This is a genomic window from Streptomyces sp. NPDC001606, assembly GCF_053596835.1.
Genome location: NZ_JBSFHC010000001.1, coordinates 729,287 through 742,071, shown reverse-complemented (window position 1 = coordinate 742,071; position 12,785 = coordinate 729,287). Strand labels below are relative to the sequence as shown.

The window sequence follows — 12,785 nt, the reverse complement described above, 5'->3', positions numbered from 1 at the left end:
GTCACCAGCCCAGAACGTCGGTGAGGTAGGCGCGGGCCTTCTTGGCGTACTCGAGCGGAACGGCCTTGTTCGGATCCTGCTCCGCTTCCACGACCAGCCACCCCTGGTACTGCGCTGCGGCCAGCACGTCGAGGATGGGCCGGAAGTCGATCGCGCCGTCTCCGGGCACGGTGAAGACGCCGAGCGCGATGGCCTCCTGGAAGGAAAGGCCCTCGTCGCGCACCCGGTTCACGACCTCGGGCCGGATGCTCTTCAGGTGGACGTGGCCGATGCGGTCGGCGTGGGCCCGGGCCACCAGCAGCGGGTCGTCGCCCGCGAAGGCCGCGTGCCCGGTGTCGAGCAGCAGATGGACCAGGTGCGGGTCGGTCGAATCCATCAGCCGGTCGATGTCGGCCCGGGTCATGACGCCGGTGCCCATGTGGTGGTGATAGCTGAGCCTCATCCCGGCCGAGCAGGCGATCTTGCCCAGCTCGTCCAGGCCCGACGTCAGGTCGTCCCACTGGGCGTCGGTGAAGACCGGGCGGTTGGCGAACACGTCCACCGGAAGCAGGTGCGACGAGGCGCCGAACTCGGCCACGACCAGCTCGGTCCCGCCCAGTGCCCTGATGTGGGCCAGCGTCTCCTCGAAGGCGGCGATCGTCTTCCGCCGCATCCTGCTGATGGTGAAGTACGTGCTCGTCCAGGGCTCGGAGACCCGCAGGCCGCGCAGATCGAGAGCGGCCTTGAGCTCCGCGGCGTCCGTCGGGTACTTGTGCCCGATACTGCATCCCTCGAAGCCGGCGAGCGCCATCTCGCTCACGGCCTGGCCGAAGGGGATACCGGCGTCGATGCCGGGGAAGTCGTCGTTCCACCACAGGGTGCAGCAGACGCCGAGCTTCACCGTGTCCGGGCTGAGGCGGTCGGCCGGATCCCTCATCGTGTCGCCCCTTTCAGGTAGCGCTCCTCGATACGGGGCGGCTGGGCCCAGGAGCCGTATCCGGGTGCCTTGGCACCGGGGGGATTGGCCCCGATGGCCCGCCACAGCAGCCCTTCCTGATAGGAGGCGGCGGTGACCGTGGAGGTGCGCGCCGCGGTATGGGCCCCGTAGCGGTCGACCCACTCGGGCGGCAGCGCGTACCACATCCCGGCGTACCAGAGCTTGATCACATTGCGGGCCACCGGGCCGAGCCGGTCGTCGCTGAAGATCCGGTGGCGCAGGGCCACGTCGAACGCATCCCGGTCGAGCGGGGTCCGAGCACGGTCCCCGGCATCACCCGCTGCCTCGGCCCGGGCCGCCCGGTGCGCTTCCAGCAGGGTGGTGACGATCTCGTCGCCGCAGGCGGCCCGCACTTTCGCCAGATAGGTGTGGGCCATGCCGGTGCCCAGCAGATCGGTCTCCTCGAAGGCGGTGAGGTCGACCGACAGGCAGAGGAACTCCTCGAACGACGGCGCAGTCATCGCGTCACCCCCTCGACGGTCCCGCCGGCACCCGCCGGGCCCTGCGGATCGGGCCCGGCCGCGGCCGGAATCTCGAAGGTGGGAGCGGCGTGCAGGCCGCCGCTGCCCGGCAGGGGTGTGCGCACCAGCCGGTTGAACCCGTCCCGCAGGCGGAACATCTCGCAGACGGCCTCCTCCAGGAGGTCCGGCTGCCCGTTGAGCGCCTTGGTCAGCAGGGCGAGGAAGGCCCCGTAGTCGGCGTTGAAGTCCCGGGCGACACGGGCCAGCTCCGATCCCGCCGGGTAGTCGGTCAGCCGGGTGCTCACCTTCACCCGGTACACATCGTCCCAGTCGATGCTCAGCGCGGGCCCCGAGGGTTCATCGGGGTGGTCGCCGACCTGGTAGTAGCGCTCGAGGAGCAGCTGCCGGAACCGGTAGTAGTGGGCCAGCTCCCCGTCCGCGTCGTACATGCCCGAATCGAGGCCCTCGCCCTGGGCGGCGATGAAACGCAGCGCCCGCTGGGCCGAGTCGAGGTCGGTGACGACGATCATCACCCCGCCGCCCGAGTAGAAGTACTCGGGCCCCACCTGGAGGGCCGGGTCCCCGCAGAAGAGCTTGGGGTCGCCGGCCGCCACCTTTTCGAGCCCCTCGATGATCTCCTCGTAGAACTCGCCGATGCTGTAGAAGCGCAGCCCCTCGGCCGTGGGACTGGAGATCAGGAGCGGAGTCGCGCCGGCCGGTGTCCTCAGCAGCCGTGCGTCGGCACTGGGGGCCTTGCCCGGCCGCTCGATCTTGCAGAACGTCTCCACCGCCTCCCGGGAGAACGGCCGCAGATCGACGGTGAAGTCGTCCTCGCCGTCCGGAAGATAGGCCGGATACGACGGCACGAAGCCGGGACGGGTCAGGTCGGGGCTCCCGCCGATGGCGTTCAGGACGTTGGCGACGAGGGTCAGGTGCAGCATCTCCTCCACCGCGGCCACCCGGATGATGTGGGCGGCGTCGGAGTTGGTGGTCGAGCGTATGGAGTAGTACGCGGTCAGGTACGGGGGGATGGTCGCGTGTTCCAGCGCCATCGCCGCGTTCAGGTAGCTGATCAGGTCGTCGCGGTTCTCGATGGTCGACGCGGTCACCGGGCCACCTCCCCTGAGGTCGCGTTGATCGGTGCGGTCTCGGAGTCGAGCTGGGCCAGCATGGCCCGGGCGCTGCGCAGGCACAGGGCGGCGACGGTGAGCGTCACGTTCGACGTGCCCACGGTGGGCATGCTGCCCCCGCCCACCAGGTACAGGTTCTCGTGGTCCCAGCACCGCTGGTCCGCGTCGACCACCGAGGTCCGCGGGGTGGCGCCCATCAGGTGGGTGCCGGCGAGATGGTTGCCCCCGCGGATCTCGTACCCCACTCCGTCATGGACGGTGTAGCCCCAGAAGTTCGGGTCGTACACGGTATGGTCCTCGGCCCCGAGCCGGGCGAAGATCCGTTTCGACAGCTGCCGGGCGTACGCCACTCCCCGCATCGTGTACTCGGGGATCCCGTAGCTGAGGACGGGCCGCATGTTCCCCAGCTGGTCGGTGAAGTCGGGGCTCACGGTGACCCGGTTGCTCGGGTCGGCGGGCACCTCGACCATGAACGCCAGCTGAAGCTGGCGGGACACCCGGTCCACCAGGCCCTGGCGGAGGGACTCGCCGTAGCGGCCGGCGGAGTCCACCAGGTCGATCAGATCGGTCATCGGCGCGCCCCGGGCCCAGCCCCAGCCGTCGTTGTGGATGTCGATGCTGAACGCCGCCTGGCGGCTGCGGAAGCTGCCCCCGCGCAGGTCGGTGATGCCGCCGGTGCAGTTCGTGCCACGGAAGGTGCCGGCCACCTTGGGCAGCAGACCCCACGCCAGCAGATAGGCGTGGTCCATGAAGTTCCGCCCCATCAGGCCGCTCGAACCGCGCAGGCCGGAGGCCAGCATCAGCCGGGGGTTCTCCACCGCGTTGGCGGCGAGGACGTACAGCCGACCGCGGGCCCTCGCCGGGGTGAAGCCGGGGCTGTCGGGCCGCGCATAGCGGCGGTACTCGATCTCGGTCACCCGGCGCGTGTGCTCGTCGATGTGCACCTTGTAGGCCACCGCCTGCGCCACCAGATCGACCCGGCCGCTCTGGAGGGCCAGTGCGAGCGTCTTCCCGGCGTTGTACTTGGCCTGCACCGGGCAGAGGGGCACGCAGTTGTTGTTGCCCTGGCACCGCCCGCCGACCTCGACCTGGTACGCGCTCACCGCCCCCCGCGGCATGTAGCCCTTCCCACCGTCGTAGGCCGGGTTCGGTATCCCGTTCCGGCCCTGCGGGAACGGCCGGACGCGCAACTCCCGCCGCTCTCCGTCGAGTTCGACAGGCATCCCGTCGACGTCCCTGGCGACCATCCGGTCCAGGTAGGACAGGGGCAGCCCCTTCATGGGGTACACATAGCCCTCGTCGAAGGCGATCCCGAGGTAGGCCTGGTCCGCCACGTCGGCGGAGACCCCGATCTCGCGTTCCGCCTCGTTGTAGTAGGGGGCGAGGTCCTCGTAGCCGAGCGGCCAGTCCGCCCCCTCGCCGTAGAGCGTGCGCATCCGGAAGTCCTCGGGCAGCATGCGCAGCGTCTTGCCCTCCCAGTGCATGGTGGTGCCGCCGAGGACCCGCGTGTAGGTGGTGTCGGTGGCGAAGGGCCCGCTCTGGACGATGTAGGACGAGGCGTCGGGCGCCCCCGGGGTGATGGGCCGTGCGTCGGTGCCCCGGGGCATCGGGGCGTTCGGTACGGCCGGGTAGGGGGCCTGGTTGTCCTTGCTGATGGCCGAGTAGAACCGGTCGAGATAGCGCTCGTATCCCCTCAGGGTGAGGTCCTCCGCCGGGCCGGCTTCGAGCATCAGCACCCTCTTGCCGGCCTCGCTCAGCCGCAGGGCGATGAGGGAGCCGGAGATGCCGCCGCCGACGATGACGACGTCGTAGAGGACGTTCGCCGCGGCCTCGGGGTCGGTGCGCTTCGTCGCCCCCTGGGGGAACTTCGCGTACATGAGGCAGTCACTCCTCCTCTGCCAGGCACAGCCGGGGACTGGCGTGGCGGCAGGGATCCGAGTCGCTCGGCCACGGTCACACGGCCTCGGCCCTGGCTCGCATGGCGGACAGATAGGCGGCGTAGCTCCACGTCAGGTTGCGGACACTGCGCTCGTAGCCGGTGGTGCCGTCGAACTGCTCGGAGAGCTCCAGATGGTCGCTGTGGTACACGACGGCCTTCACCATGGCATCGCCCGTGGCCGTCAGCTTCTCGGCGGCTGCTGCCGGATCCGTCTGCTTGTCGATGCCGGACTGGGCGAAGAAGGGTGCGGACAGGTCGTCCACGGGGACCTTGGCGCTCGGCTTGATCTCGGCGGCCAGCTGGTAGTGCAGCTCGGCGACGTTGCACGTGCAGAGGGCCCAGGGGTGGCCGCCGAGGACCGGGTGCGCGGTGTCACCGTCGTAGGCGTCGCCCGGGTAGCGGCCGAACAGCGGCCCGATACCGAACTGTTCTTTGTCGGCCTTGTTGATCGGGTAGAAGGCGATGCCGCCTTCCTCCCACTGTGAGCGCAGCTGGGCCGCTGTGGCCAGCAGCTTGGTGTCGTCGACGGGAACGGCGCCGTAGAGGGCCGCCTGGACGATGTCGATGTTCGGGTCGTATCCACTGACGACGGGATTCTCGGGCGAGGGCTCGGCCCCGTTACCGGGGTCGGCCAGCACGCTGATGTACGTCCTCGTACTCCCGTCCCAGTGGCTGTCGAGCAGTTTCTTCAGCCGGACGATGGCGGGCGCCAGCTCGTCCGGCTTCTCGACGCCGGCGACGGTCGAGGCCTGGACCTCCTCGAAGCAGCGCCGCTGGGCGGAGCGGGCGAAGAAGCTGTATCCGCTGTGCTCCTCCCACAGGTTCATGGTGGGGCGTTCGTAGACGTCGAGGAGGTAGGCCACGTTGGAGTTCACGAGGTCGACCGCCAGCTTCTGGGTGCCGGTGCCGGGGTCGAGCCGGTCGTAGGCGGCCAGGAGGGTGATGGTCTGGAGGGCCGGACCGTCGTTCTGTTCGCTCCACGGGTTGCGGACATCGCCGGTGATGTCGAAGCAGGCGTGACCCGGGGTCCATGGAGCCTCGGCGTTGGAGTGGCAGCGGTCGGCGAACTGCACGTAGTCGTTGAGCGTCTGAACCGTCCCCTCCGGGTCCATGGGCACGTCGGCCTTGGCCACCTCCATGGCCGTGATGGCCCCGTCGCGCACCCAGTTGTAGACGTAGTCCTGGTCGATGCCGGGGGTCAGGATGGGGAAGGACGGGGACGCGATGATGCACCCCGGCTTGGAGTCGCGGGAGATGTCGCACAGCGACCGGGGATTGCTGAATACGAAACCTTCACTCGCGATGTTGCGGAACATCAAGGTGTACATGATCGGCGCGAGCGAGGGCAGATCAATCGCTCCCGGGGGGTCGACCGCTCCCGGGGCGAGGGAGATCCGCACGCTGGCCCGCGCTCGGGTCGGCCGGTTGGTACGGGTGTGCCTGTCGGGCGTGGGGGACTCGGACATGTCTGAACTCGTCGCAGAGAAGGGTTTCCGGCGCAGCCAAGCCAGATGGACGGCGCAAGAGGCCGTAGATGGTTCGAGGGGTTCGATGATCAAGCTGCGAGTCGGTGTCGCTGCCGGCAAAAGCCTGGCGCGCAGACCACTGCCGCGTCACCCACGATACGCCGGAACCCTCACGATCGCCGCGTGAGCCGTGAGCCGTGAGCCGTGGGCAGGTGCCGGGTACGGCCCCTGCGCCCGCCGGGCAGCCGTGTTGCGGGCCATCCCACGAGTGCTTTGATGGAAATGAAGGTGCTCGCTGTCCATTCCCGTGCCGTGCGTCCAGGTGAAGCCGACACCGAAGGGGGGCGCCCCGATGGACGGTTACCCGCTGATCGAGAACCACGGTCTCATCGGCGATCTGCAAACCGCAGCGCTCGTGACCACCGAGGGAGCCGTCGACTGGTTCTGCTCCCCGCGGTTCGACTCGCCGAGTGTCTTCGGGGCGCTGCTGGACCAGCAGAACGGCGGGCACTGCACGGTCCGGCCGGTGCACCGTACGCATGCGACCAAGCAGCTGTACCTGCCCGACACGGCGGTGCTGGTCACCCGGTTCATGACCGAGGCGGGCGCGGGCGAGGTGGTCGACTTCATGCCCGTGACCGGTACGCGGGCCACCTCCCGCCACCGGCTGGTGCGTCTGATCCGCTGTGTGCGCGGCAGCATGACCTTCCAGGTGGAGATCGCCCCGCGGTTCGACTACGGCCGCAGCAAGCACGAGTTGCACATCACCGGGCACGGCGCGGTCTTCGCCGCGGAGGACGGCGCGGCGCTCACCGTGCACCCGATCCGGGAACCGGAGGACGAGCGGCTCGTCGACGTTTTCACCGACCAGGGTGCCGATCTGCAACTGTCGCTGACGTTGCAGGCCGGTCAGCAGCGCGGACTGGTCCTGGAGACGGGCGCCGAGGGACCACCCGCCGAGATCCGCCTGGACGCGTACGAACGGCTCTTCGACGAGACCGCGGCGTTCTGGCGCTCCTGGCTGGCGCAGTCGCGCTACACCGGACGCTGGCGGGAGATGGTGCACCGTTCCGCGATCACACTGAAACTCATGACGTTCGCCCCGAGCGGCGCCGTGGTGGCCGCCCCGACGGCGGCTCTCCCGGAGAAACTGGGCGGCGAGCGCAACTGGGACTACCGCTTCACCTGGATCCGGGACGCCTCCTTCTCCGTCTACGCGCTGCTCGGGCTGGGCTTCACGGAGGAGGCCCGGGCGTTCATCGGCTGGCTGGCCGACCGGGTCAAGGAGCGGGCCGGCGGGACCACGGGCCCGCTCAACATCATGTACAGGGTCGACGGCTCGTCCGACCTGGAGGAGCAGATCCTCCACCACTGGGAGGGCTATGCGGGCTCCGCGCCGGTACGGATCGGCAACGGCGCCGCGACACAGCTCCAGCTGGACATCTACGGCGAGGCCCTGGACAGCATCTACTTCGCGCAGCAGCGCGGAATCCGGGTCGGGTACAAGGGGTGGACGTCGATACGGGAGGACCTGGACTGGCTCGCCGACCACTGGGACCAGGCGGAGCAGGGGATCTGGGAGACCCGCAGCGGGAGCCAGGACTACACCTACGGCCGGGTCATGTCGTGGGTGGCGTTCGACCGTGCGCTGCGGCTCGCCGAGACGAACGGCTGGCCGTCGGCGGCCGGACGCTGGCAGACCGAGCGGGACGCCGTCTACGAACAGGTCATGACGAAGGGATGGAGCGAGGAACGGCAGGCCTTCGTCCAGCACTACGGCAGCGAGGTGCTGGACTCCTCACTGCTGCGCATGGCGACGGTCGGGTTCGTCAGCCCCGAGGACCCGATGTGGGCCTCGACGCTGGACGCCATCGACCGGGAACTGGTCTGTGACAGCCTCGTCTACCGCTACAACCCGGAGGCGTCGCCCGACGGACTGCGCGGCTCGGAGGGCACCTTCTCGCTGTGCACGTTCATGTACGTGGACGCTCTCGTCCGTGCGGGGCGGACGGACATGGCACGGCTGGTGTTCGAGAAGATGATGGGGTACGCCAACCATCTGGGCCTGTATTCGGAGGAGATCGACCCGACCGGCCGCCAACTGGGCAACTTCCCCCAGGCCTTCACGCATCTCGCCCTCATCGACGCCGCCCTCACCCTCGACAGGGCGCTCGACCGGCGGTAGCCCGCTCCCGCCTACGACTGCCGTACCGCCCCCGCCAAGCGGGTTGGCGGAAGGTACTCACGGACATACGTCCGCTCCCAGCAGGCGCCCGTCTCCCGCAGCTGCCGCCAGGTGGTGTACCGGTAGCGGAAGAGCCGGGCGCGGATGTGCCGGGGCGGGGTGTCCGGCGGGAAGGGGGAGCGGCGCAGCAGCCGCAGGGTGTCGCGGTCGTTCTCCAGCAGGCGTTCCACCAGGGGGCCGAACCAGTCGCCGGCATAGGCCGGGGACAGTGCCGCGAACCACATCAGCCAGTCCAGGCGCAGATGGTACGGCGCGAACTGGCGCGGCCAGCGCCGGGGATCGCCGGGCTTGCCGCGGAACTCGTACTCCCGCCAGTCCGAGTCCTCCCGCGGCACCTCGTCCAGCGTGCCCTCGACCACCACCTCGTAGCGGACCCGGCTGACGCTGCCGAACGCGCCGTAGGTGTTGACCAGGTGCAGCGGGTCGAAGGAGCGGTTCATCACCTGGCGCCGGGAGACCATGTTCGCCGCCGGGCGGTAGCTGAGGAAGAGCAGCAGCGCGGCGACGGCGAGCAGCAGCACCTCGTACCACAGCGGCGCCGCGGGGACCTGCGGCGCGGTCGCCGGGAGCCGCAGCGCGGACAGCGCGAGCACGATGGTGATCCAGTTCAGCCAGGAGAAGTTGCCCGAGAGGACCAGCCACAGCTGGGTGACGATCATCAGTGCGGCGGCGCCCGAGGCGATCGGCTGCGGGGTGAACAGCAGCACCGGGACGGCCAACTGGGTGACGTGGTTGGCGGCCACCTCCACCCGGTGCAGCGGCTTCGGCAGATGGTGGAAGAACCAGCTCAGCGGGCCCGGCATGGGCTGCGTCTCGTGGTGGTAGTCCAGGCAGGTCAGCTTGCGCCAGCACGCGTCGCCGCGCAGCTTGATCAGCCCCGCGCCGAACTCGACGCGGAACAGGATCCAGCGCAGCAGGAACAGCACGACGATCGGCGGAGCCACCGTGCCGTTGCCGAGGAACGCGGCGAGGAAGCCCGTCTCCAGCAGCAGCGACTCCCAGCCGAACGCGTACCAGGTCTGTCCCACGTTGACGATCGACAGATACAGCGCCCACGGCACCAGCCACAGCAGGATCCCGGCCCACAGCGGCAGCAGTGAGTCCGCACCGGCCAGCAGGGCCGCCGAGGCCGCGCAGCCCGCCCAGGCGCACCCCGCGAAGTACCGGTCGGAGTAGTGCAGCTGGAACAGGCTCGGAGCCCGCTTGAAGGGCACCCGCGCCACGAACCGGGGGACCGGCAGCATGCCGCGCTCGCCGAGCAGGGCGCGGAACTGCCGTGCGGCCGTCAGGAACGCGAACAGGTACACGCCGGCCAGAGCCCGCTGGAAGACCAGCCGGGTCAGCCAGTAGTCGGGTGCGGTGAACCAGTCCACGCCTCGGTCGTCTCCCTCATGGTCTGCCCTTCGAGTTGCCATCAGGACGGGGGCGATGTCCACCATGGCAGGGAATCACTCACAGTGATGATAGGCGTACAGTGCGGAGATGGCCTGATGGGGCATCTCGCGCACCCAACCGGTCGACCGAGTCGAAGAATCAGGCAAATCCTGGCAAGGTGGGCGCATGGCTGATCGGGGAGCGAGTGCCCTGTCACTCCCGGAGGACTGGCCCGCCCATCCGGACCCGATCCTGGAGCTCAACCACATGGGCACCTTCGACTGGGACCTGGACACGGGCCAATACCACATGGACGCCCAGGCTCACCGGGTGTTCGATATGCGGCCGGACGAATTCGACGGCCGCATCGAGTCGCTGGCCGCCCGCGTGCCCCAGCCCGAGCTGGCCCGGCTGGACGCGGTGGTGGCCCGCGCCATCAAGGACGGCAGCGAGAACTACGGCGCCTACTTCCGCATCCGCCGCCAGGACGGCAGCACGCGCTGGACCCACACCCAGGGCTACATCCGCCGGGACGGCACCGGCCGCCCGCGCCGGGTCGTCGGCGTCGTCCGCGACGCCACCGAGGAGCTCACCGACAGCGTGGCCCGCACCGTGCGCACCGCCCAGGACGAGGCGTTCCGCCAGCAGACCAACGTCGTCCAGGCCATCTCCGCGGCCCTCGCCCACGCCCGCACCGTCCAGGACGTCATCGAGGTCCTCAAGGACACCCACGGCATCCGCAACGTCGGCGCGGCCAGCCTGGTGATGGGGCTGGTCGAGGCGGGCCGGATCCGGCTCGTCGCGGAGGGCCCCGCCTACGCCTCGGTGCCCGGCACGGAAGTCACCCGGATCGACGAGCCGTACCCGATGAGCGAGGTCGTCCGCACCCTCGTACCGCGGTTCATCGAGTCCCCGGAGGAGTTCGCCGAGGACTACCCGATCCTCTGGCCGCACCTCACCGATCTGCACATCACCTCGGCCGCCTACCTCCCGCTGATCGCCCAGGCTCGCCCGATCGGCGGAATCGGGCTGCTCTACAACGACCGGCGCGGCTTCTCCGCCGAAGAGCGCGCGGTGCTGGTCGCGCTCGGCAGCAGCATCGCGCAGAGCCTCCAGCGGGCCATGCTCTACGAGCAGGAGAAAGACCTCGCCCAGGGCCTCCAGCAGGCCATGCTGCCCCGCACCATCCCCAGCGTCCCCGGCGCCGACATCGCCGTCCGCTACCGCGCCGCCACCGCCGGCGGCACCCTCGGCCGGGACATCGGCGGCGACTGGTACGACCTCATCCCGCTGCCCGGCGGCCGGGTCGGCGCGGTCATCGGCGACGTCCAGGGCCATGACACCCACGCGGCCGCCGTGATGGGGCAGCTGCGGATCGTGCTGCGCGCCTACGCCGCCGAGGGCCACACCCCGGCCACCGTGATGGCCCGCGCCTCCGTCTTCCTGCACGAACTGGACACCGACCGCTTCGCCACCTGCCTGTACACGGAGGCCGACCTGTCCACCGGAGTGGTGCAGGTGGTGCGCGCCGGACACATCGACCCGTTCATCCGGGACACCGACGGCACCTGTCGGCGCATCCAGGTCGACGGCGGCCTGCCGCTCGGCCTGTCCGCCGAGTTCGGGCGCCTGGAGTACCCGGTCGGCACCCTGGAACTCGACCCCGGACAGACCCTGCTGCTGTGCACCGACGGGCTGGTCGAACAGCCCGGCACCGACCTGGACGACGGTGTGCGCAGTCTCGTGGAGCACATCTGCGCCGGCCCGGACGACGTGCGTGCCCTGGCCGACCGGCTGATCCAGCTGGCCGAGGAGCGCGGCGGCGACGACGACGTGGCCCTGCTCCTGCTGCACCGCCAGGAGCCCGAGGCCGCCGGGCCGGGCGGACGGCTCCAGCAGCATGTGGCCCCCGGCGACCCGGACGCCCTCACCCAGGCCCGGCACATGATCCGTGCCGCGGTCGGCGTGTGGGGCGCGGGTGACCGGGCCGACGAGATCGAGCTGGTCGCCGACGAGCTGGTCACCAACGCGCTGATGCACACCGAGGGCTCGGCGATCGTCACCCTGCGGGAGCTGGCCGGCAGTGACCGCAGGCTCCGGATCGAGGTGGAGGACTCCTCCAGCGCCCTGCCGCGCCGCCGCGAGGCGGGCGAGGACGGCGTCTCCGGCCGCGGCCTGTTCCTGGTGGAGATGCTCGCCGACGGCTGGGGGGTGGAGGCGCGCGGCAGCGGCAAGGCGGTGTGGTGCGAGTTCCGCGTCCCGGGCGGCTGAGTCCCGGCTGGCGGTGCCGGTACCTGATGGCACCCTGGACGTATGCCGGAACTGCCCGAAGTGGAAGCGCTGGCGGACTTCCTCGCCGAGCACCTGGCCGGCCGCCGGGTGGTGCGGGTGCTGCCGGTCGCGATCAGCGTCCTGAAGACGTACGACCCACCGGTCGGCGCCTTCGAGGGCAGCACTGTGACGGCCGTGCGCCGGTACGGCAAGTTCCTGGACATCGCCGCGGACAGCGGGCTGCACCTGGTGACCCACCTGGCCCGCGCGGGCTGGCTCCAGTGGAAGGACCGGCTGCCGGACACCCCGCCCCGCCCCGGCAAGGGCCCGCTCGCGCTGCGCGTGGCGCTGGACGGCGGCGAGGGCTTCGATCTGACCGAGGCCGGCACCCAGAAGCGCCTCGCGGTGTACGTGGTCCGCGACCCGCAGGAGGTGCCCGGTATCGCCCGGCTCGGCCCGGACCCGCTCGCCGCCGGTTTCGACGAGGCCCGCTTCGCCGCCCTGCTGACGGACGAGCGGCGGCAGCTGAAGGGCGCGCTGCGCGACCAGTCCCTGATCGCGGGCGTCGGCAACGCCTACAGCGACGAGATCCTGCACGCGGCGAAGATGTCCCCGTTCAAGCTCGCCGCCTCCCTCACCCCTGAGGAGACCCACCAGCTGTACGAGGCCCTGCGCACCACCCTCACCGAGGCGGTCGAGCGCTCGCGGGGGACGGCCGCCGGGCGGCTGAAGGCGGAGAAGAAGAGCGGACTGCGCGTCCACGGCCGCACCGGCGAGCCCTGCCCGGTGTGCGGCGACACCATCCGCGAGGTCTCCTTCAGCGACTCCTCGCTCCAGTACTGCCCCACCTGCCAGACGGGCGGCAAGCCGCTCGCGGACCGGCGGCTGTCCCGGCTGCTGAAGTGAGCGGGCGGGGCGGCAGA

Annotated in this window: 9 protein-coding genes; 3 read left to right on the top strand and 6 right to left on the bottom strand. The window is 70.3% G+C overall.

The window, feature by feature from the left end; genetic code table 11:
* Position 1 precedes the first annotated feature (1 nt).
* The 5 genes from iolE to ACWCV9_RS03265 all read right to left on the bottom strand — a co-directional run bounded on the left by iolE (position 2) and on the right by ACWCV9_RS03265 (position 5,972).
* Positions 2–916, bottom strand: a complete 915-nt coding sequence (gene iolE / locus ACWCV9_RS03285; RefSeq protein WP_450783996.1) for a myo-inosose-2 dehydratase — start codon at positions 914–916, stop codon at positions 2–4.
* A complete protein-coding gene (locus ACWCV9_RS03280; protein ID WP_450783995.1) occupies positions 913–1,437 on the bottom strand; it encodes a hypothetical protein in 525 nt (174 codons plus the stop codon). Before ACWCV9_RS03280 ends, iolE begins: the two co-directional genes overlap by 4 nt.
* Positions 1,434–2,546, bottom strand: coding sequence for a ferritin-like domain-containing protein (locus tag ACWCV9_RS03275; RefSeq protein WP_450783993.1), 1,113 nt, complete (start codon positions 2,544–2,546; stop codon positions 1,434–1,436). The genes ACWCV9_RS03280 and ACWCV9_RS03275 overlap by 4 nt, the downstream gene beginning before the upstream one ends.
* On the bottom strand, positions 2,543–4,444 hold the full coding sequence (locus tag ACWCV9_RS03270) for a GMC family oxidoreductase (protein ID WP_450783992.1): 1,902 nt from the start codon (positions 4,442–4,444) through the stop codon (positions 2,543–2,545). The genes ACWCV9_RS03275 and ACWCV9_RS03270 overlap by 4 nt, the downstream gene beginning before the upstream one ends.
* A 76-nt stretch (positions 4,445–4,520) precedes the next feature.
* Positions 4,521–5,972, bottom strand: coding sequence for a glycoside hydrolase family 15 protein (locus ACWCV9_RS03265; protein WP_450783990.1), 1,452 nt, complete (start codon positions 5,970–5,972; stop codon positions 4,521–4,523).
* A gap of 352 nt (positions 5,973–6,324) precedes the next feature.
* On the opposite strand from ACWCV9_RS03265, the gene ACWCV9_RS03260 reads away from it, so the two are divergent.
* A complete protein-coding gene (locus ACWCV9_RS03260; protein ID WP_450783989.1) occupies positions 6,325–8,157 on the top strand; it encodes a glycoside hydrolase family 15 protein in 1,833 nt (610 codons plus the stop codon).
* 11 nt (positions 8,158–8,168) lie between these two features.
* On the opposite strand, the gene ACWCV9_RS03255 is transcribed toward ACWCV9_RS03260, so the two are convergent.
* A complete protein-coding gene (locus tag ACWCV9_RS03255) occupies positions 8,169–9,590 on the bottom strand; it encodes a lipase maturation factor family protein (protein WP_450783988.1) in 1,422 nt (473 codons plus the stop codon).
* 187 nt (positions 9,591–9,777) lie between these two features.
* Here ACWCV9_RS03255 and ACWCV9_RS03250 point away from each other — a divergent pair, with 187 nt between their 5' ends.
* Together ACWCV9_RS03250 and ACWCV9_RS03245 are read left to right on the top strand one after the other, a co-directional pair.
* Positions 9,778–11,862 carry a SpoIIE family protein phosphatase gene (locus ACWCV9_RS03250; RefSeq protein WP_450783987.1) on the top strand — a complete coding sequence of 695 codons (2,085 nt, stop codon included), beginning with the start codon at positions 9,778–9,780 and terminating at the stop codon, positions 11,860–11,862.
* 42 nt (positions 11,863–11,904) lie between these two features.
* Entirely contained in the window at positions 11,905–12,768 is an 864-nt protein-coding gene (locus tag ACWCV9_RS03245; protein WP_450783985.1) for an Fpg/Nei family DNA glycosylase, read from the top strand.
* Positions 12,769–12,785: the final 17 nt, after the last annotated feature.

Excerpts from the sequence above, each read along its gene's own strand:
- iolE (WP_450783996.1), bottom strand. The coding sequence starts at position 916 with ATGAGGGATCCGGCCGACCGCCTCAGCCCGGACACGGTGAAGCTCGGC.
- ACWCV9_RS03280 (WP_450783995.1), bottom strand. The coding sequence starts at position 1,437 with ATGACTGCGCCGTCGTTCGAGGAGTTCCTCTGCCTGTCGGTCGACCTC.
- ACWCV9_RS03270 (WP_450783992.1), bottom strand. The coding sequence starts at position 4,444 with ATGTACGCGAAGTTCCCCCAGGGGGCGACGAAGCGCACCGACCCCGAG.
- ACWCV9_RS03265 (WP_450783990.1), bottom strand. The coding sequence starts at position 5,972 with ATGTCCGAGTCCCCCACGCCCGACAGGCACACCCGTACCAACCGGCCG.
- ACWCV9_RS03260 (WP_450783989.1), top strand. The coding sequence starts at position 6,325 with ATGGACGGTTACCCGCTGATCGAGAACCACGGTCTCATCGGCGATCTG.
- ACWCV9_RS03250 (WP_450783987.1), top strand. The coding sequence starts at position 9,778 with ATGGCTGATCGGGGAGCGAGTGCCCTGTCACTCCCGGAGGACTGGCCC.
- ACWCV9_RS03245 (WP_450783985.1), top strand. The coding sequence starts at position 11,905 with ATGCCGGAACTGCCCGAAGTGGAAGCGCTGGCGGACTTCCTCGCCGAG.